The organism is Desulfovibrio biadhensis, from assembly GCF_055388615.1.
The window spans coordinates 3,030,789-3,050,936 of sequence record NZ_AP042477.1 but is presented as its reverse complement, the minus strand read 5'-3'; the positions used below and the strand labels follow the sequence as shown (position 1 = coordinate 3,050,936).

The 20,148-nt window shown below is 56.3% G+C and carries 16 protein-coding genes; 6 read left to right on the top strand and 10 right to left on the bottom strand.

What is annotated here, in order from left to right; translation table 11 throughout:
* Window positions 1–15 precede the first annotated feature (15 nt).
* On the top strand, window positions 16–1,932 hold the full coding sequence (locus ACZ5EH_RS13145; RefSeq protein WP_464274335.1) for a lytic murein transglycosylase: 1,917 nt from the start codon (window positions 16–18) through the stop codon (window positions 1,930–1,932).
* On the opposite strand, the gene ACZ5EH_RS13140 is transcribed toward ACZ5EH_RS13145, so the two are convergent.
* The 6 genes from ACZ5EH_RS13140 to ACZ5EH_RS13115 form a co-directional block, all read right to left on the bottom strand.
* A complete protein-coding gene (locus tag ACZ5EH_RS13140) occupies window positions 1,922–2,980 on the bottom strand; it encodes an O-antigen ligase family protein (RefSeq protein ID WP_464274334.1) in 1,059 nt (352 codons plus the stop codon). The two genes, ACZ5EH_RS13145 and ACZ5EH_RS13140, sit on opposite strands and share 11 nt — an antisense overlap.
* Before the next feature lie 245 nt (window positions 2,981–3,225).
* Entirely contained in the window at window positions 3,226–3,687 is a 462-nt protein-coding gene (locus ACZ5EH_RS13135; protein ID WP_464274333.1) for a hypothetical protein, read from the bottom strand.
* 128 nt (window positions 3,688–3,815) lie between these two features.
* Window positions 3,816–6,176: a ribonuclease R gene (gene rnr / locus ACZ5EH_RS13130; RefSeq protein WP_464274332.1), complete on the bottom strand. Its 2,361-nt coding sequence runs from the start codon at window positions 6,174–6,176 to the stop codon at window positions 3,816–3,818.
* Window positions 6,177–6,282: 106 nt separating this feature from the next.
* Window positions 6,283–7,386, bottom strand: a complete 1,104-nt coding sequence (gene lpxK, locus ACZ5EH_RS13125) for a tetraacyldisaccharide 4'-kinase (protein ID WP_464274331.1) — start codon at window positions 7,384–7,386, stop codon at window positions 6,283–6,285.
* Window positions 7,387–7,497: 111 nt separating this feature from the next.
* Window positions 7,498–8,946: an NADPH-dependent glutamate synthase gene (gene gltA, locus ACZ5EH_RS13120; protein ID WP_464274330.1), complete on the bottom strand. Its 1,449-nt coding sequence runs from the start codon at window positions 8,944–8,946 to the stop codon at window positions 7,498–7,500.
* Window positions 8,933–9,775: a sulfide/dihydroorotate dehydrogenase-like FAD/NAD-binding protein gene (locus ACZ5EH_RS13115; protein WP_464274329.1), complete on the bottom strand. Its 843-nt coding sequence runs from the start codon at window positions 9,773–9,775 to the stop codon at window positions 8,933–8,935. Before ACZ5EH_RS13115 ends, gltA begins: the two co-directional genes overlap by 14 nt.
* Window positions 9,776–10,058: 283 nt before the next feature.
* Here ACZ5EH_RS13115 and ACZ5EH_RS13110 point away from each other — a divergent pair, with 283 nt between their 5' ends.
* Entirely contained in the window at window positions 10,059–10,538 is a 480-nt protein-coding gene (locus ACZ5EH_RS13110; protein ID WP_464274328.1) for a hypothetical protein, read from the top strand.
* Window positions 10,539–10,660: 122 nt separating this feature from the next.
* On the opposite strand, the gene ACZ5EH_RS13105 is transcribed toward ACZ5EH_RS13110, so the two are convergent.
* On the bottom strand, window positions 10,661–11,062 hold the full coding sequence (locus ACZ5EH_RS13105) for a Ros/MucR family transcriptional regulator (RefSeq protein ID WP_464274327.1): 402 nt from the start codon (window positions 11,060–11,062) through the stop codon (window positions 10,661–10,663).
* A 701-nt stretch (window positions 11,063–11,763) separates the two neighbouring features.
* On the opposite strand from ACZ5EH_RS13105, the gene ACZ5EH_RS13100 reads away from it, so the two are divergent.
* The 3 genes from ACZ5EH_RS13100 (at window position 11,764) to ACZ5EH_RS13090 (ending at window position 15,312) form a co-directional block, all read left to right on the top strand.
* A complete protein-coding gene (locus ACZ5EH_RS13100; RefSeq protein WP_464274326.1) occupies window positions 11,764–13,185 on the top strand; it encodes a surface carbohydrate biosynthesis protein in 1,422 nt (473 codons plus the stop codon).
* A gap of 47 nt (window positions 13,186–13,232) precedes the next feature.
* Window positions 13,233–14,069, top strand: coding sequence for a hypothetical protein (locus ACZ5EH_RS13095; RefSeq protein WP_464274325.1), 837 nt, complete (start codon window positions 13,233–13,235; stop codon window positions 14,067–14,069).
* Between the two features lie 493 nt (window positions 14,070–14,562).
* Window positions 14,563–15,312: a methyltransferase domain-containing protein gene (locus tag ACZ5EH_RS13090; RefSeq protein ID WP_464274324.1), complete on the top strand. Its 750-nt coding sequence runs from the start codon at window positions 14,563–14,565 to the stop codon at window positions 15,310–15,312.
* A 126-nt stretch (window positions 15,313–15,438) separates the two neighbouring features.
* Here ACZ5EH_RS13090 and ACZ5EH_RS13085 read toward each other — a convergent pair whose 3' ends face one another.
* Window positions 15,439–16,800, bottom strand: coding sequence for a hypothetical protein (locus ACZ5EH_RS13085; RefSeq protein ID WP_464274323.1), 1,362 nt, complete (start codon window positions 16,798–16,800; stop codon window positions 15,439–15,441).
* Window positions 16,801–17,173: 373 nt separating this feature from the next.
* Between ACZ5EH_RS13085 and ACZ5EH_RS13080 the strand changes: the two genes are divergently transcribed.
* Entirely contained in the window at window positions 17,174–18,154 is a 981-nt protein-coding gene (locus ACZ5EH_RS13080; protein ID WP_464274322.1) for a hypothetical protein, read from the top strand.
* Window positions 18,155–18,226: 72 nt separating this feature from the next.
* Here ACZ5EH_RS13080 and ACZ5EH_RS13075 read toward each other — a convergent pair whose 3' ends face one another.
* The gene (locus ACZ5EH_RS13075) at window positions 18,227–19,195 is read right to left on the bottom strand and encodes a polysaccharide deacetylase family protein (protein ID WP_464274321.1); all 969 of its coding nucleotides are present in this window, start codon (window positions 19,193–19,195) and stop codon (window positions 18,227–18,229) included.
* Window positions 19,196–19,206: 11 nt separating this feature from the next.
* Window positions 19,207–20,049, bottom strand: a complete 843-nt coding sequence (locus ACZ5EH_RS13070) for a formyl transferase (RefSeq protein WP_464274320.1) — start codon at window positions 20,047–20,049, stop codon at window positions 19,207–19,209.
* Window positions 20,050–20,148 lie beyond the last annotated feature (99 nt).

The window sequence follows — 20,148 nt, the reverse complement described above, 5'->3', positions numbered from 1 at the left end:
GGTAGAAACAATTCGATGAACCCTTGCAAAGCACTCCTCCACAAGCAGCTATTTACTGTTACCCTTGGCGCAGCCTTTCTACTGCTGGTTCATTCCCTTGTTCTGCAGAACACAGCATGGGCACAAGCGCCCACTGCCTGGCAGCCGCTTGTGGAGCGTCTGGCGGCGGACGGTTTTGACAGCAAGAAACTTGAAGCCATGTTCTCCAGACCTGAATTCACCTACACGTCCAAACCATTGCGTAATAAATTGCGAGGCCTTTATCGCAGCAATTTCGGCCATCGCCGGGTCAAGCACATACAGCAGGCGCTGAACGGCCTGGGGTACGCAGCAGGAAAGGCCGACGGGGCATTCGGCCCCAAGACCGCTTCCGCCATTGAGGCCTATCAGAAGGCAACGGGCCTGGAAGTTGACGGCCTGCCCTCCAAAGAGCTGGAAGAAGCCCTGGAAGGCACAACAGGCAAGGCCATTGGCAGTTCCGGCTGGACAACGGCCACCTATCAGGGCGCACGCCACCCGCTATGGCTGGCCGAGGCAATGGAATTCGCCATCATGCACCGCCCCTTTTTTGTGAGTATGCAAGAACTCTACCAGGTTCCCGCATCCATAGCCGGGGGCATTATCACTGTGGAAACCCGGCAAGGAACATTTCTCGGCGGCAGGCCCGCCGTCATTTCTCTGGCAAGCATGGCCAGGGGCACCGACTTTGCGGTTGTCGAACCCATGTTCAAGGGCATTTCCCTGGACGAATACCAAAAAGCATGGCTGCGGCAAACAGCGGAAAAACGCGCTGACTGGGCTTATAACGAGCTTGTGGCGCTCTTGCGCCTGGCAGATGACCTGGGGCGCGACCCTTTTACGGTCACCGGCTCCCCCCTGGGCGCCATAGGCATTGCCCAGTTCATGCCCAGCAACGTTTCCAAGCACGGGGCGGACGGAGATAACGACGGGCACATTGACCTGTTCACCCCTGCCGATGCCATCCACAGTGCGGGGCGCTATCTGCATGATTATGGTTGGACGCCAGAAACCATCACCCTGGAGCAGAAACGCAAGGTCCTTTGGGGGTACAACCACAGCCAGCGGTATGTAAACTCTGTGCTGGCCGTGGCCTCCCACCTGAAGAGCAATATTGACCAGGGAATTACCCTGGCGGCAGCCAGACGGCCAAAAAACACCGCGCCCCCAATCCGGGTGGCAAACAGTGTGGAACTGGTCCGCGCCCTGCGCCCTGGAGCGCATATCCTACTCACTGCAGGAGACTACTACTTCGAGGAGCAGGCGTTGCCGCAGAGCGCTCATATGCGTTGGATCAACGGAGCGCCCGTCATTTTCGGGCTGGAAGGCCTGCGCATTCAGGCAGAGGGACGGGCCAGGTTCATATCCCCGGTGACCAAAGGCGCCGCCTTCAGTTTCTTCCAATGTCCGGACTTGTGGCTGGAAAATATTGAATTCCGCGCACCGCCCCCTAAAAAAGACGCACTGGCGCGTAACGAGAAGCTTACCCTTGTGGAGCTGCTGCAGTGCCCGCGCACAACACTGCTTTTCTGCCTGCTTACGGGGACTGCCGGCAAGGGGCTGAACGCACTGGACGCCCCTGAAATGCACCTGCACCTGAGCCTGATACAGCACTGTACGGCCGGGGCCATCAGCCTGAAAAACTGCGAAGCGACCCAGCTTTATGGTACAATTATCAAGCGTTGCGAAGGCGGGCCGTTATTACAGGCGGAAAACAGCTCTGGCCTGCTCTGGCAAAGGGCATTTCTGCACCACAACGCTGCGCTGGATGCCCCCCTGCTGCTGCTGACAAAAAGCGATATGCAGATGGAAACCGCGGTGTTGGAACGTAACAGCTTCGGCGGGTTGGCCATTCCGGAAAAAGCCTTGCAAATGAGCGAAGCCTATTCCTCCGGCAACAAGCTCAAGAAGTAGCCCTGTCTGGCGGCGCCTGCCCGGCATTTGCTGCCAGGGGCACCAGCCCCAACAGAATGTGGAAGAATATATTCACCTGTGCGTACAGCAAACCATCGAAAAGCATGGAGTGCCCCATCGCCGCCAACACCGAAAGAAGGAGCGGCAAAGCAGGAATACCTTGCAGGTTGCTGTGCCTGCGCGCATCCCGCATGAGCCGGAAAACCAGCCACCCCACCCCACCGCAATACAGCAGCAAAAACGGAAATCCTACGCCGCACATCAGGCTCAAAAAAGCGTTTTCCGCATTGTTGATGCGCTTGAGGCTCCAGTCAAAACCTTCAGATGCTCTGACATTTGTATATTTTATGGAGTACCCCTCAAGATACGGCGTGCGGTCGGCGCCAAGGCCAATGCCCAGCCAGGGGTGTTCTGCGGCCACGTGCCAGGAAAAGGGGTAATTTTCCACCCTGTAATAAACGGGCTCCGTATCCAGAACCAGGCGTTTTTCCGGATAGAGTTTGAAATAGCTAAAAAGCAGCACCGCAAAAACAGCCAGACTCAAGAAAAACCAGCGCTTCTTCATAGCTCCAAAAGCCACGACAAGACCAATAAGCACGACGGGCATGAATACGGCGGTGCGCAACCCGCTGAGATACAGCACCACGCCGACCACAAGAAGAAGGACCAGGGCGCCCCAGCGTATTGAGGTCTTCCCGCGCAGCAGCAGAGAAACAGGCGCGAACAGCAACAGAAACGCCATGCTCACCTGTGCGTGGCGCGTTTCATCAAACAGGGCGTGAACCGACCCATAAACAAAATACCCATAAAGCTGCCCCACCATCAAAACGATGAGCAACAGCGTGCAGAAAATGACGAAGAGTCTGCGCGTGCTCTCCCGCTGCAGTAAAATGCTTGCGCTGAAATAGCCGCCTGCCGCGGTGCCCCAAAACACAAAGCTGCGGGACAAGGCTGTCACAGGGGAATCACTATGCAAGGCGCTGGCAGCCAGCAAAATAAGCAAGACCAGGGCGAGCCAGAATGGGACACTGCGGACGAGCCTCGCCATCCTGCCCTTGAAATCAGGGGGAATACATACTGCGTTGATAATCCCAAGACAGCCGATAACACCTCCAAACAGATTCGCGGAGGTTGCCCGGCTCAAGACTAAATAGGGCTGTTGCAACAGCATGTACAAACAGCCGATTGCAAAAAGAAAAAGCGCGATCACATCCCGTTGCAGCAGTTGGGTTAAAAGCGGAGAATGTCCTGCAGGATTCTTTTTCATTGAAGACCTGGAAAAAACTGCACGTGCTAGGGCCCTGTGCCGTAGAGCGTCATCAGTTCAAGCATATTGTCTCGAAGCAGCGTTACTTCCTGGGTCTCGAGGTCGCGCGCACAAGCCGTCTGCTGTGCTGCCGCTGCTGAGCCGGTGACACAGAGTAAAAACAAAAAACGCTGCGGAGGCCACCCCAGGTCCTGCAAGACTGCCTGTGTTTTTACCGCACAGGTATCAGACATCAAATCGGCAGGGGCGGGAAACACCAGAAAGGCGAGGCCTTGTGCATTAGCCCAACGTAAAAAACGCGGCGCATCTTTCATGAAACTGCGGAGCTCGTCTGGTGTAATCGGCGCGTCCGATGATTCAGGAAGCGTTATCGCGCAAGGTTGCGAGGTCACGCCGCCGTTCAGTGTATCGCCTTGTCCAGACGCAGGGGCAAGCAAGACGACCACGAGCAGCACAAAAAGAGAAGAAAGGACAGAAAATCGCGACATGGTTTGGCTCCTACAAGCTCGCCCCCGTAATTAATAACTCCGCTGTGTCCGAGACGAGGCAACCTATCGTCTGTCGTCTCCCTTGGCAAGAAAGCGCCGTCAGTAAAGCCTGGCATGGCGCCTTGCCCTTAGCTACTGCCCCCTTTCCGCCCAGGACGCGCCGGTCTGCCGGGGCGTTTCTTTTTTGGGCCAGAGGGACGTTTTTTGGAGACGGGACGTTTGCGACCACCTTTGCCTGGAGCAGCATCATCCTGTTTTCTCGAGGTGCGTGTTTTCCCTGAACCACCCGGCCGACGGCCGGCGGGCCTGCCTTGCGTTCCTGCATATTCTTTTACCGGCGCTGGTTTGCGCCCACGAGTTTTCTTGGAATCGCCCCCTTCCAGTATTTCCAGGGTAATTTCCAGACGGGCAAGATTCACCTCGGCAAGCCGCACACGCACGGTTTGCCCCATGCGGAACCGGCGTCCAGTCCGCTCGCCAAGCAGTTCCTGACGTTCCGGGATGTAGCCGTAGTAGTCATCGTGCATTGTGGAGAGGCGGACCATGCCCTCTGCCATGACTTCCTTGAGCTCCACCCAGAAGCCGAAATCGGCTATGGAATTGATGACGCCTGTAAAATCTTCGCCCACGCGGTCCCGCAGGAAAAGTACAGTAATGCGCTTGAGGGTCTCGCGCTCGGCGTCCATGGCCTTGCGCTCCATCTCGCTCAAATGCGCGCCCACCTTTTTTAGCCCGCGCTCACGGGGCGGCGCAGGCTGCCCGGGGTGCAAGCCCTCGTCAGCCAGCATGCGCTTAACCGAGCGATGCACCACAAGGTCTGCGTAACGCCGGATGGGTGATGTAAAATGACAATAGCATTCGGACGCCAAGCCATAGTGGCCTGTATTCACAGGTGAATACTTGGCTTGCATCATGGAGCGCAGCGTCAGCCGCCCCACGACGTATTCCATGTCGGAGTCCTCCGCCACTGCCAGCAATTGCTGCAAATCCAACGGGGACGGCGCCTTAGCAGGGCGCTGCACCTTTTCCGCCAGCTCGCTGCGAATGACCACGTCGTATAGCGCCTGCAGCTTGTCGGGATCAGGCTCCTCATGCACGCGATAAAGGCACGGCAAAGCGCGGTCGCGCAGGCGACGGGCAACCGCCTCGTTGGCCGCGATCATGAACTCCTCGATGATCTGGTGGCCGAAATGGCGCACTTTGGGGCGTATGTCCACGGTCTCGCCCTGCAAATTGAAAAGCAATTCGGGCTCGGGCAGGTCAAAGTCCAGACTGCCGCGCTCCTCCCTGCGCATTCGCAACTGTCTTGCCAGGACTTCGGCCGTCTCCAGCATGGGCAGCACAGCAGCCACCTCATCGCGGGCGTCCTCTTCCTTGTCCAGAATGGCGCGCTTTACCAGCGAATAGGTCAACCGCGCCTTGGAAAGGATAACAGCCGGATAAAAAGCCGTATCAGCATCCACGGGCACACCGCTGGATGAAAGCTTGAGCTCGGCCACCATGGCCAGGCGCTCCACATGGGGATTCAAACTGCAAAGCCCGTTGGAAAGGGCTTCCGGGAACATGGGCTCGACGGATTGGGGGAAGTAATAGGAATTACCCCTTGCAAAGGCTTCCTTGTCGAGTGCAGTGCCCTCGGGCACGTAGTGGGCAACGTCTGCTATGGCGACCCAGAGCCGGTACCCTCCCTGCTCCTTCTTGACGCAGATGGCATCGTCAAAGTCCTTGGCCTTTACGCCGTCTATGGTCACCAGGTCCAGGTCGCGCAGATCTTTGCGCCCCTGAAAATCGGCCTCGTCCGGTTTCTCCGGCAGGGCTGCGGCCTCCTGCAGTACATTGTTCGGAAACGCGGTGGGCACGTCGTGGTTGGCCTTCACCAAAGCCTCCTGGACCAGCACATCGTCTTCACGCCCCAAAAATTCCAGAATGGTGGCGCTCCAGAGTTCACGATCCAGGTGTTCCTTAGGCTCCACAAGAAGCACGTCGCCTTCCTGCACGTCTTGCCCCAGGGCGGATGTCTCTATCATGAACTGCAGGTTTTGTTTGCTGTCCGTTGCGTGACACAGAATCTGCCCGCCGAACTTGCGGCTGACCCGTGCGCTCAATCTGGTTGTCCTTCGTTCCAGCACGCGGGCAATGCGCCCTTCCTCTCTTCTGCCGGAGCGATCCGGAAAAATTGCCACAGCCACCCGGTCGCCATTCCAAGCCCCCCCCATGTTGGCGGGGTTCACAAAAATATCCTGCCGCTTTTTTTCGTCCGGAATGACAAAGCCCACGCCGGAGCGTTGCACTTCCAGGGTGCCGGTGACCAGTTTGAGATTTTCCACCAGGCCATAAGCACCGCGGCGCAGACGCAGAACCTTGCCTTCGCGCTCAAGCTGCATAAGCAGCCCTTCCATGGCCTCGCTTTCCCGTTTGGGAAGCTTCAGCGCGCGCAACAATTCAGGCGGCGTCAGCGGCTTTTTGCTCTGCTTGAAAATTTGCAGCAACGTTGCCTTGTCGAGTTGCCTGCCCTTGCGTTTTTGCCCATCTTGATTCTCCGCGTGCTATGTCTGACTGTAATTTTCGTATTACAGGCGCTTTCAAATAATTCCGCTAGGTGCCGGCGCCATGCCGTTGCCACCAGTTTTCCCACCATTGTGGGAAGATGACGTCACAATACAGTGTCCTTTGAAAACTGGCCCCAACAGAGAGGGCGTACAGCCGCTCATGCAAAGGGGAGGCCTCGATGCCGGCCAACTTCACGGCGTCTTTCTGGGTGCAGATCACAAATTCCGCGCCAAGCCTGTTACGTTCAGATTCCATGCACTCGCAATCCGCCACAGTATAAGCATGGTGATCGTCAAAAAACAGCGTACCAGCCGGCGGGTTCTTCATATACCTCGCCGCAGTGGCTGCAGCCTGCTCATTGCCGGCAATGCCGCTGACAAAAAGGTAGGATCGCCCCACTAAAGATGCAAGACTGCCGGAATCCGCCACCCGTTGCAGGCCCTGGGCTTCCAAGCTGAACTGGAAAACGGGGCGCTCAAACCTGCCTACCCGTTTGTGCAACAGGTCAGTCACAGCCGCGAAAGCCTCGGGAGAAGCCTTGACCAGGAAGGCGTCAGCCGCGGCCAGGGCAGATGCCGGCTCGCGCCATTGGCCGCTGGGAATGACACGCCCCCAGCCTTCTTCCAGGTCTTCCAGCCGCAGCAGCACCAGATTGCAGTGGCGCCCCAGCCTGAGATGCTGCATGCCGTCATCCATGATGCACAGTTCCGGACGCGCCACGGCCAGGGCATGCCGCACCCCACGCCTGCGGTCGGGGTCGACAACCACCTTGGATTCAGGGGCTTGCCGGGCCAACAGCAATGGCTCATCCCCTGCTTCACGCCAGTCGCGAATGCGCTCCGGTTCGACCACAAAAGGCAACGTGGGGGGGTTTGCACCGTACCCGCGCGTCAGAAGACAAGCCTGCAGCTTCTGCGCGGCGGCCCACTGCAGCAGCCAGAGCGCCACAGGTGTCTTGCCCCCGCCCCCGGAAGCGATATTACCAACGGAAACACAGGGCACAGGGGGTGTCCACGAAGGAAGCACCCCTGTCTGGTACGCCTTGCGGCGTAAGACAAGAATGCGCCCCCAGCCTGCGGCTGCCAGGCGTAAAAGCGGGGCCATCCCCCATTTGTGGAGACGCTGTTGCCAAAGCAATAGGGAGTGCATGGCTGCTGTCTCGCATGAAAAGCGAGTGCGCGGCAAGTATCTACGGAAAAAGAAAAACCGCGGTCCACGCTCTGGCGCAGGCCGCGGTCGTAAAATCAATCTCTACAAGCGTTATTCGGCAGCTTTGTCGCCCAGAAGCCGGCGTGCGATTTCCTTTGCTGCGCGCCGTCCAGCGCCCATGGCGGAGATGACTGTGGCCGCGCCGGTGACGATATCGCCCCCTGCAAAAACATTGGGCACGGAAGTCTCTCCGGTTTCCTCATCCACCGAAATATAGCCCCGCTTGGTCAGGTCCAGCTCAGGTGTGGCTTCGAGCATGACCTTGTTCGGTCCTGTGCCTACAGCGATGATGGCCAGGTCGCAGGGAATTTCGCAGGTATCGCCCTCCACGCAGACAGGAGCGCAACGGCCCGAGGCGTCGGGTTCGCCCAATTCCATTTTCTGCAAGGCAAGCCCCTTGAGGTTGCCTTGTCCGTCATCCATAAATTCCAGAGGACCGAACAGACATTGCAGCTCCACGCCTTCTTCCAGTGCGTGTTCCAATTCCTCCAGCCTGGCCGGCATTTCCTCTTTTGTGCGGCGGTAGACAATGCTGACCTTTTCCGCACCCAGGCGTTTTGCCGTGCGTGCAGCATCCATGGCGACATTGCCGCCGCCAATGACAGCAACATGCTTGCCAGGAAAAATCGGCGTATCGTAATTGGGAAAATCATAGGCACGCCCAAGATTGACACGGGTCAAATATTCGTTGGCAGAAAAAACGCCTATGAGGTGTTCGCCAGGGACCTTCAAAAACCGGGGCAAGCCGGCGCCCACACCCACAAATACGGCCTTGTACCCTGCATCCAGGAGTTCCTGAACCAACACGGTTTTACCGCCAACCCAGTTGGTGCGGATATCCACCTTGAGTTCCTTCAGGGCCTCCACTTCACGCCTGACCACGTCTTTGGGCAGCCTGAATTCCGGAATGCCGTAGACGAGAACGCCTCCCGGCTCGTGCAGGGCCTCGAAAAGGGTAACCTTGATGCCGCGGGACGCCAGGTATCCGGCAACCGTAAGGCTGGAAGGACCAGCGCCGATGCAAGCGACTTTCAGGTCTTCATCAATATAGGGGCATTCTTCCTTGCCCGTTATTTCATCACAGGCGTCCATGGCGGCATAGGTATCTGCCACGTAGCGTTCCAACCGGCCAATGCAGACGGATTGCCCTTTGGCGGCAAGAATGCACCCCCCTTCGCACTGAACTTCCTGGGGGCAGACCCTGCCACAGACTGCGGGCAGGCTGTTGGTGCTCTTGATTACCCGGTAAGCGGCCTCCACCCCGTCCTCAAGCAGCGCGTGGATGAAGTCCTTGATGGGAACTTCCACAGGACACCCTTTTACACAGGTGGGGCGCTTGCACTGCAGACAACGCCTGGCTTCTTCCAGGGCCATCTCATGGGTATAGCCGGTGGCAACCTCATTGAAATTCCGGATGCGTTCCTCGGCCAGCTGCGTCGGCATGGGCGTACGCGGCCGGATTTCCTTTTTGGGCTTTTTTCCTTGATCAGACGAGGCCATGATTTTTCTTGTACTCCTCGTAGGAAATGGCTTCCTGGGGCTTGAAGGCCCGCAGGCGTGCGCCGAGTTCGTCGAAATCCACCTTGTGTCCGTCGAATTCCGGGCCATCCACACAGGCGAACCGGACTTCGCCCCCAACCGTAACGCGGCAGGCGCCGCACATGCCAATGCCATCGACCATGATCGAGTTCAGGCTGACCGTGGTCTTGACGCCAAATTCAGCCGTAACGTTGGCCACGGCGCGCATCATGGGCACAGGGCCCACGGCCACGACCTCGGCAACGTCCTTGTCCTCTTCCAGCCGCTTGCGCAGAACATCCGTAACCAGGCCCTTGTGCCCTTGGCTGCCGTCATCCGTACAGACAAGCACTTCGGGGCAAAAGCCGCCGAGTTCATCGCAGAACAGCAGCAAATCCTTGCTGCGCGAACCAATGATAGCCACCACATGATTGCCGGCCTGATGGTGCCCCTTTGCAATGTGATGCATGGCCGCGATACCTGTACCACCGCCGACGCAAACCACGGTGCCGACCTTGTGTATTTCCGTTGCCTTGCCCAGGGGGCCGCACAGGTCGAGAATCGTATCGCCCTCGCCCAGGGTTTCCAGCTCCGCCGTGGTCTTACCCAGTACAAGGTAGACAATGGTAATGGTGCCGGCATCCGGATCTGCGTCCGCGATGGTCAATGGAATACGCTCCCCGTTTTCGCTGACGCGCAGGATCACGAAGTTCCCCGGCTTCGCCTTTTTGGCGATGTGGGGTGCATCGATAACCAGCTTGCTCGTCATACCCGGGATGAGCTTTTCTTTGCTCAGGATAGTATCTGACATGCGCTGCATCCTTGAAATGATGATCTTGAGCGGGAATGTCCCTGTTTCCCGACTTGTTTGCCAACATTTTCCTTAAATGCAATATCTTAGTTTTGCAAGAAGAATTCAGAAACTTGCCAAAATGTTAAGCAGGTGTTATTTTTTTATTAAGGCTCAAGGTGCAGCCGTTGCAGTTTAGTGGAGACAACGCACCTTTACGTAAAGCGCGTCATGCGTATGCCTTCCACACATGCTGGCAGATGCACCACGTAAGACGTTGTATTTAAGTTGCACGAGGGCACTGATGCGAATAGACGAAAAAGCTGCAATATTTACACGCGCAGCCCAAAGCGCCTACGAGAAAGAATCCAGGCGAGCTGAACGCCCCGATTCTGCGCGTGCGTCTACCGCCCAAAAGGGTGAAAGCACCAGTGCGAGCAAAGACAATGGCTTCACCTTTTCCTTTGGCAAGTTTGGACTTCGCTACGAAGTGGAAGAACCTGAAGTCAATGCGGAAGAGATAGCGCAGCATGCGTTACGGCGTTTTCAGCGTCAGCAGGAAGCAGCCTTCCGCGCTGAGCTCGAGGTGGAGGAACTGCGACGGACCATCGCCTCGCCAGCAGAAGAGACGCAGGACGCTGCCGAAGCGATTTCTGGGGCGGCCCTCCCCGAAGGCACAGCCCCCTTGCATGTACGCAAGGCGGCGCAACGCGCCTATCAGGAAGCGGGCGAGCTCACAGAAACCATGAATTTCAGACCAGGGATACTTATAGGGCAAGCCTGATCAGTGCTCCTGTTGCACGCAGCCCGCTGCAGAAAACAAAAAACCCCCGCTTTGACTGGTTGTCCAAAGCGGGGGTTTTATAATGCCCTTTGGTGAATCAAGGGTGCAACTTCAGGCTCTATCTATTTCTTGGCGCTTTTTTTGCGCTTTTCCCAAAGTTGCATTTCCTTCATCTTTTTGCGGCGCTCACGTTGCAGAGATTTGCAAACCAGGGGAGCGCCTTTCTTGTATCCCCACTTTTCGCGGTATTCCTCGGGGGTAAGATCATGGGTACCCAGGTGCTTCTTGGTAATGATCTTGAAAGTCTTGCCGCATTCGAGGCAAACGATGGACTTCTCTTTTACAGCCTTTTTGGGATCAACAGCAGGTTCCTGACCTTCAACAGAAAGCTCGCTTCCTTCACTGATGCCCTTGATTCCATCTGCTATCTTCTTGACCATGGAGGTTATTTCCTCTTCGGTCATATTGCGCACACTTGCCTGCGCCTTCACTATCTCCAGTGCTTCTTTCAAATAATCATCCATTATCAACTCCTACGTTGTTTTAAGTCAAAATGTACGTTGCTATTACAACAGAACATTTACTCTTGTAAATACGTCTCCCTGATTTTCTTAGCATCGTGCCTTGCTACCTGCTAAGAGAGGATACACTGCGTACCCGCAGAGTGAAGACGTCTTCAAATATAAACTTCTCGCCTTGTCAACAAAAGATTATACTAAATGCCTCCTGAGAAGGCGTTTATGATACGTTTATCTGCGCTGGAGCCCCTCACCATACTCTATGGAGTCCTGATTACCAGAAATTAAGGAGCCGGTAATGTAGGGTTAATGATTCGTGCTTAGATGTAAGATAACCGCAATAGCAAAGCGGGCAAGACCACACCCGATCCAATCACCCCACACGACGAAAGCCCCCGTTCCCCCGGGGGCTTTCACATTGGATCATCTGTCCATACAGACAATTACGCAGAAAGAAGCTATTCCCAACACATCGGGAGGCCTGCTTATACACTGCTGCAACTCCCCCCGATTGCCTGCAGCAAGGGATTCTTCCAGGATTGACGCCGACGTTCATACCCGGTCTGGCACTGCGTATTCTGGACATCCGTAGCATTTCAAGCTATCGAAGCACTCCCTAATGATCATTGTGTCAGCCGGGCCGTTCTCCGCCACGAGTCACTGTTTATTCTACTGGCCTGACATGCCGCAACATCCCCGTACTGCATATGAATTCACGAACACTACTCTATATTCCCATTGAAACAAAAGTCCGCGAGTACCACGGCAAACTGCTGTTGAGCATGTACGCAGCGCGCGCCGGCTTTGATGTGGTCCTGGGCGGCCATACGGACCTCCAGAAGCATCTTCTCAAGCTTCCCACAGGGCTGGTGCTGGAACGCAACGTGAACCAGCGCAACAGGATGCCCCTGGAAAGAGCGAGCATGCGCGGGCACCGGCTGACGGCCTGGTGCGAAGAGGGCATAAGCATTTTTGACAAGCAGCAGTATGGCGCCAGGCGCATCGACAGAGACGCAATAAGCGTCCTGGACTCATTTTTCGCATGGGGTAAAGTGCAGGCCGATGCCATTGCCTCCTGGGCGCCCAATACCGCCGACAGAATAGTGCTCACCGGCAATCCACGTTTCGACCTTCTGCGGGAACCATACCGGCAGCTCTTTGCACGTCAGGCGGATGCACTGCGCAAGGAGCATGGCCCCTATATCCTGCTCAACTCAAGCTTCAGCATTTACAACAACCACTTTGGCTTCGATCACTTTCTGCAAAAAATGATGTGGCAACCCAAAGACTCCCCCCCTGATTACCAGGATTTTCTTGAAAAATGGTACGAACACATCAAGAATAGCTTTTTCGCTTTTGTGGAATTGATGCCTGTTTTGAGCAAAACCTTTCCCGACCACAACATAGTTGTGCGTCCGCATCCGTCAGAAAACAGAAACGTCTGGCGAGAAAAGACCAAGGACCTGCCCAACGTAAAGGTCATTTTCGAAGGCTCCGCCCTGCCTTGGATTCTAGGGGCGGATGCGCTTTTGCATAACAACTGCACCACCAGCATTGAAGCCCACGTTCTTGGCAGGCCGACAGTTTCCTACCTGCCCTGCAATAATCCGCGTTTCAACCATGAAGTGCCCCAGGCTGTAAGCGTGACTGCATTTACCGCGGACGAGGTCGTAACCGCACTGCAAAATGCAGTTAAACAAAATGCGGCAAACACGCTTTCCCCCGAAGATCAAAAGATTTTTGACGATCACGCTTGCGCTACGGAAGGCGCTTACTCCTGCGAGCATGTGATTGCCAGCCTCCTGGAACTGGAAAAGGCCTTCAAGGCTGGAACGCTGCCCAAACGCCTGGGAACTCTCGGGAGGGTGTTTTGGCATGCAAAGAACACCAAACGCAGGACGCGTGCATTTCTGGGGCGATTACGCGGCAGTGGCAAACGCTACGAGACATACAGTAAAAGCAAATACGACGGCATTGAACTCGATGAAATGCGCGCTGACCTGGAGCAATTCCAAGCACTGTCCGCCGGGATCACCAAAAACGGCAACGCTGCACCCGTTACAGTCATGCCCATGCAAGGGGCGGAGGACTGCTTTCTCGTGACCTGCGCAGACAAAGGCTCACACTAAACATAACGCAAATCACGGCAGATTCTGAAACAACCAGAGGGGGCACTGTGCGCACCAAACTCGTTCTGCTGATCGCTGTCTTCCTGCTGCTTGCCGGCGGCGTATGGCTGCTGTTCCAAACCCTCCCCTATGGCGAGGAGCTTGCAAGATTCAAGCGGATTCATCGCAACTGGGATCGCGAATACTCCCGCCTGACCGCTGCGGATGTGGACCAGGCGGTTGTAGCGCATTTCGACCGCGACAAGTTCCCGAATGAAACGGCCCGTATCGATGCCGTGCGCTCCCTGGTGCATGCCTTTTCCATCCGCAAACTGGACACCACCATCTCCAAGCATGGCGACACCATCACCAAGATGTTTGCCGCCCAGTTACAGGACCCTGATGCGCCCAAGCCAAAACTGCTTTGCGATCACCAGGCGAACATCATGATCGCCATCCTGGACGCCCTGGGCATCAAGGCCCGGCTGGTGCATGCCTTCAGCACCAGAAAAGCGCCCGACCTGGAAGACCACTCCTTCCTGGAAGTCCTGAACCCCGATACTGGCAGCTGGGAGATTCAAGACCCATACTTTGATGTATACTGGAAAAATAAAAAGACGGGACGACGCGCCGTGTTGCTGGACCTGGTGATGAACGACATTTCCGACTACACCCCTTGCCAGGGCGAAGTGTGCGACTGGTCCCTGAACAATATCCAGAAAAAACGCGACGGCTTCTTCCAGGCCATGGTCTGGGACTACTCCCGGGACAAGAAGCGCTCGGTCTGCATCATCAATACCAGGCGCTTCGCCCTTGATACGGTATTTGACGAGGCGAGACTTCCCAAAAAGACATTCGAGGAATTTCTGGAAAACTGGATCGATCCTATTGTCATTGAACAATAAGGTGATGATCGACCGCCCCCCCTTTTAGATGCTTCAAGACTTTCCTTCGCTTAGATGCGCGCCATTTGCCCATAAATGGCGCGCTTTTTTTATTAAAAAAGTTGTTCCTGAAATACCAACCAATTACGCTTCCATTTAATACCTATTCCATGACGAACAGCAGCCTGTAACAGCACTGACTGCAGCACGCGCCGTTCTCACCTTTTTGGCTGTAACATGCTATTTTCATAGCTATACTCTTCTAATTATATGCAATGCATGCTGTCCACCCGGTGTGCCCCCTCCTGCAGTCCGCATTGACAGCGCATGAAAGTTGTCATTGAAGTGCAAAACATCATCAATCCCTGATACGCCCGCGACATCTGTGTAAGATTTAAGCTACAAGCAACAAACTGCTGGCTTCATGCCTGCAAATCATCCCTCTTGACATTCATCCCCATATTTTTAATAAAGATGCATACAGCATACAACATATCCCACCATTATTTCCGGCATGAAATACCTGGAAAACGCAATCACTGCACGCAACGAACGGCGCGGATTACGCGAATCAATAGCCAAGCTGGATCATGCCTTGAGCTATTTGCAGCCCTGGTTTGCAAAGCACAACACGCACCTGTTGTATGTTGGCGTGGGACAAGGGCACGATGCGATGCATGCCCTGCTGCGGGGCGGCGCGGGACGTGTCATCGGCGTCGACCCATACATTGACAAGGATGGGAACGACTGTACCGATTACGAAGCGTTGCTGGCTTTGATCCGGCATTGCGAGCTGGAAAACCGCTGTGAGATACACAAAAACACCATGCAGCAGTACATTCAGGACACGGGGAAAGAGATGCAGGGGCGCTTTTCCATGATCATCATCCCCTGCACCCTGCACCATATATTTGAGACAAACACCCCATTGGGGCGCTCTCCACTGCTGCCAGAAGCCATATCCTTTTTCCGCGGCCTTTATGGATTGCTGCAACCAGGCGGCGTGTTGGTCATTCTGGAATGCACGCGCCACGGGCTGCGCCCTTTCTTGAAAAAGCTGGGACTACTCAACGAACCGGTCAATTATACCACGAAACAAGGGTGGAAAGAGTGGCGCAAGGCCATCGAGCCTGTGGGATTCACCCTGCAACGCAATAACGCCTACACGCCTTATGCCCTGCGCAGGTTTCGGGCCATTTTCGATACACGGCTCGGTTTTCTCGGCCCTGCGGACCATTACTTCAGTATCTATACCCGGGATTGATGCGCCCAGTCGGCTTTGCTCTCCATTGAGGAACTGTCGGGGTTCCAATGCAGGCGACAACCAAGGCTATGAGATCCCCTGCCCGTTGCAGACAAGGGAAAAGCTCCCATGGGGTCAAGAGACGATTCAGACCTTGGCCAGCCCAGCAAGAACATCTTGTGTGATCTGCTGCACCGCCCCTTCGCAAGGGGCGAACACCCCGGCGTATCCTTCCCGCAACCGGGCGAGCACCCCTTCCCTGTCGGCTGCTATTGCCGCGGCCTGTTGCCGGAGCTGTTCCAGATTACAAGCCCCCAGAACGAGACCATCCCGGAGGTATTGCATTTGGGGGGCGCCCTGTGCGTCAAAGGTAATGCGCGAAGACACGCTCTGGTCAAATCCCCGCAAGTCCAGCCGCTCTATCATGGGTGAATCCGCCACGATCATATCCGCGCACACGCTGGTGAGGTACGCCACGGAAAACCGGCTGTTTCTGCCCAGATAAAACGGGTGGTTTTTGGAGTATACCCAATCCACTCCCTGCCGTTCCTTGCCGAGGAGTTCCTCGTAAAGCCCTTCCTGCATTTCCTTGGGGTGCATCTTCACCACCAGGCCACAGCCCAGTTCCTCGATAACGAGTTGCTTCAACTCCTGAATGGCAATCCGCTTGCGGTCCATGGGAAAATGCCGCGTTGTGCCAGGCCTGGAAATCAAAAACACATATCCCTTGTTGCGCTGCAAAAACGCTTCGGGCAGGTCGCTTTTCACTTCCGTGCAGATACGGTCTATCCAGAATTTCTCGTGCCGGGGAACGCCCACCACTTTGCACTGCTCCGGAGCCAGGCCAAAATGTTTTTGGTAAGGGACACTTTCCACAGCGCCATGCAGGTAGGCCGTGACATTCTCCGGCACATTGAGCCCTGCCTCGGGAATGGTGTCCCCTGAAAAAATATTGGGGCCATGACGCAGCGAGAACCAGGGCAAATCCCCAAAAACCTGCAGCAGTTCCTTGAAGTAGGGCTCCGGTGAAATGTGCAAGTCGAACAGCACGGCCTTGATATTGCCGCGCACAGCCGCAAGGGGCAGCACTTCTGCATCTACGCCCTTTGGCGCGGCAACCATATCCCGCACGCGCTGCACAACCTTGCCGGCAAGCGGAACAGGGGAGCGGTTGTTAAAGCGCTTTGCAAACTTGTCCACAGTGGAAAATGCCGCCAGCTTTCGGGCGTCGGCCAGGCTTTTCGCACGTATCCATTGGCGATAGATGGAAAAAAATGTCGCGCTCTTGAAAACCTCATTCCCCATGACGTAGGTAAGGTCCCTGGGGTCGATGTTGGCAGCGCTTTTCTGCTCCGGAAACAGGATGTGCACGCCAACGCCATGCTCACGGGATAAGGAATCGATGACCGGCAGCCATTGGTCCAGTATGCCGAAACTCGGCGAGCAGATGAACAGCACGTCCCCTTGCCCTGCAGCATGGGAGACCGTATTTTTTGGAGCGGATTGCACTATTTCCCCGTTTGTTTCCCGGCATGGCAAAAGCACAGCACGCCGGCATTTTTCAGGAGCGCCCCTGCATCTGCGTAGAACACATGCAAAAAAGAAATCCCTGCGGGGCCGTACTTGGGATAGCGCAGGGGCGGCAAGTTCTCAAGACCGATATTGGTCCGGAAGGCCAAAGCGCCCCATGTATCTGCAGGTTGCAACGCCGCCTTGCTGACGATAGTAGGGAGTGCGCGCGGCGAATGCCGCGGGGGGCGGTCAGTAACACTCTTTCCGCTCATTTGAAGAGAAGAAACCGTGGCCGGTGTTTGCCACACCGGCAGGTCCGCATGATGCGGATCGCTACATAAATCCAAGCATGAAATAGACGAGCAAGAATATGACCGAGCCCACCGCTCTGCCTGCAATTCCAATAGGCCTGCGCCTGAAATCGCTGGTAAAACGCTTCAGCAACATACACCGCCCCGGTGATTTGCCGGATGTTTTTCTGTTCACCACGGCGCGCAGCGGCTCCACCCTTCTTTCGGAAGTGCTCACGTCGCAGCCGGGCATGAAGTTCGTGAATGAACCCCTGGACGTACGCGACCCCATGGTGGTTCGGGAATCCGGATTCACATCTTTTCCGGACCTGCTGCCCCACCCCCGCCGGGAGCAACTCCTGCATTATTATTTCAACAGGTTGCAACAGAACAAGATACCCTACGCCAATCCCAACCCCTTCAGCCGGGACCGCGCCCTGTTCACCAACCGCATCTGCTACAAGATTTTGCACGGGTGCAAGGACATGGCCAACTGGTTCCGCGATACATACAAGGGGCAGGTGCTGGCCATGTACCGCCACCCCATTGCAGTGACGCTCTCGCGTCGCTACTACCCCTCTCTGCCCTTTTACCTGCAGAACGAGGAATACATGTCCCTGTTTACGCCGGAGCAAGCCGCCCTGGCCGCCCGCATCATAAAAACAGGTTCGGACCTGGAACAGGGGGTGCTTGACTGGTGCCTGCAGAACGCGCCGCTTCTCTTCTGCCAGGACAAGCGCGACTGGGTCAGCGTGTGCTATGAGGACATCGTGCTGCGCCCCGCAGAAACCGCGGCCACCCTGGCCAGGGCGCTGCACCTGCCCGACCCGGAACGCATGGCCGCCAGCGCTTCGCGCCCCTCCCGCACGGTGCGGTACTCCGGCAGCGACACCAAGGAGTTCTTCGAGGGCAAAACAGGTGCGGGCGACAAACGCTACCTGGTGGAAAAATGGAAAAAACGCGTCACGCCCGATGAAGAGGCAAAGACCTTTGCCATTGTGGAAGCCTTTGGCATCGACCTCTACACAAAGGGGAACGTGGAGCCGACACGGCAGGGATAAGGCGATGCCTCTCCCTTTACTTTCCTGGCACCAGCCAACTCGCTGAGAGTGGCCGGCGCTGCTCTCTTCCTCTCAATTCCCGGGGCGCTTATCGCCCATGCTGGCCTTGCCGTGGGGGAAGAGGTTGCAGTCATAGCGCGGCAACGCCTGGGGGCGCCCCAGCAGGTCGTCAGGGGTGATGTCGCGGCCCTCCACATTGAAGGTGAAACGACAGCCGCAATCGTCCAGGATGCGTTCCGTATCCGGGGTGAAGCTGTGCGCCCCTCCGTATGGATAGCAAAAGCTACGAGGCGCCATCTGCCCCAGGCCGGATTCCAGGTAGGCAAAGGATTTATGGATGTCGTCCTGTTGCTCGTCCGGACGCAGTTTCGACAGCAGCAGGTGGTTATAGCCATGGCTGCCGATGAGCATGCCCGCGGCCTGCATCTCCCGCAGTTGCTCCATGTTCATATAGATATCTTCAATGCGCAGCCCCTGCCAGCCGCCCTCCAGAAATGCGTCGCACAGGCGGTCCAGCACTTCTTCCCGCCACTGGTAGGAAATGAAGTAGTTCAGCATGCGCTTGAAGGCGTCTGTGGCCGCGTCGTTATCTTGCCGGGTATAGGTGTGGGTCCTGAAGGCCTCCACATCCCTGTCCACCAGCATTTCCTCGTCCACTATCTCCTGGGCGGCCTCCAGCAGCGCGCTGCCGCCAAAACGCCCCAGCAGGATGTGGATGCGGTGTACGTCCAGGGGCTTGCCAGTCTCAAACATGGCAGTGGACACATAGAACGCGCCCCATAAATTACGGCGCACAAGCTCGGGAAACACGAAGTCGTAGTGGTCGGCAAAGCCGTCGTCAAAGGTCAGGATGACGCCGTCCCGAGGCACCAGAGCGGGGTCGCCCGCTTCAATGGCGCGGGTCAGGTCCTGCAGGGAAACAAACCCGTATTCGGACTCGAACAGGTCCAACTGGCGTCGGAAATCCTCCAGATGCAGGTAGCGGAAATACGGCAAAGATGCTTTGGCCTCGCGCACATAGTGGTACATTATCGCTTTCATGGCGGCCGACCTTAGTCCTGCTGCATGCTTTGCGCAAGACACGGATTTACAACCAGGGGCGCGGCCGCGTCTCGCTCCTGCTGCGCGTCGAGGTATTTCTGGATCATGCCGCCGGTAAAATTCGCGTACAGCTGCTCCACGGATTGGGGCGAGAAATCTTTGCGCATGTAATAACGCCCCCCGCGGGCTTCGCCGGCGAAAGACGGTTGCGGCATGTGCTCCAGTTCGTTGAACCGCGCAATGAGTTCGCCATAGACCATGGCGATGTCCGCAATCAGGCGGTTGCCAATCTGATGGGGCGTGTCTCCGGGATAAATTCGGGCCCGTATCTGATGGATGATTTCGCCCGTATCCACCCCGGCGTCGATGTGCATGAAGGTCGCGCCCACATATTCAGGCTCGCCATTGACCAGGGGCCAGAAGTTCGTGCCTGTGCCACGATAATAGGGCGAAAGTCCCAGATGCACGTTGAGAAAGCGCCCTGCAAAGGCTTCCAGCAAGGGCTCCTTGACCAGGGAGCAGCCATAGGCGGCCAGCACATCCGGCTGCAGGGAGACGATCGCTTCCAGGCATTCGGGCGTGTTTATCGCACCGTAGGCCAGCTCCACAGGATGCGAGTAGTCAGGCGCCAATGTCACAAAAGGGGCGAAAAAATCTTCCTCACTGCGGCGGCGCCCTTGCAGATGGCGCTCTTGCAGGGCCGCGCCCTCTGTATGCTGCTCAATGGCCGCGCGGACCTTCTCTTCCTTGTGTTCACAATACGTGCGCAGCACATCCACCTTTGGATGCAGGGAAATAGCCTTGCGCATGTATTGGTGGCGAAGTTCCGTGGCCGTAAAGAAAACTGCGTGCACTGGCGCTCTATCCTGCTGAAGTTGTTTGTTTTTGTTCATCTCGTTTTCCGCTTGCTGTTTCTCTTTGATGCCCGCAAAAGGGGCAACATGATCGCTGTC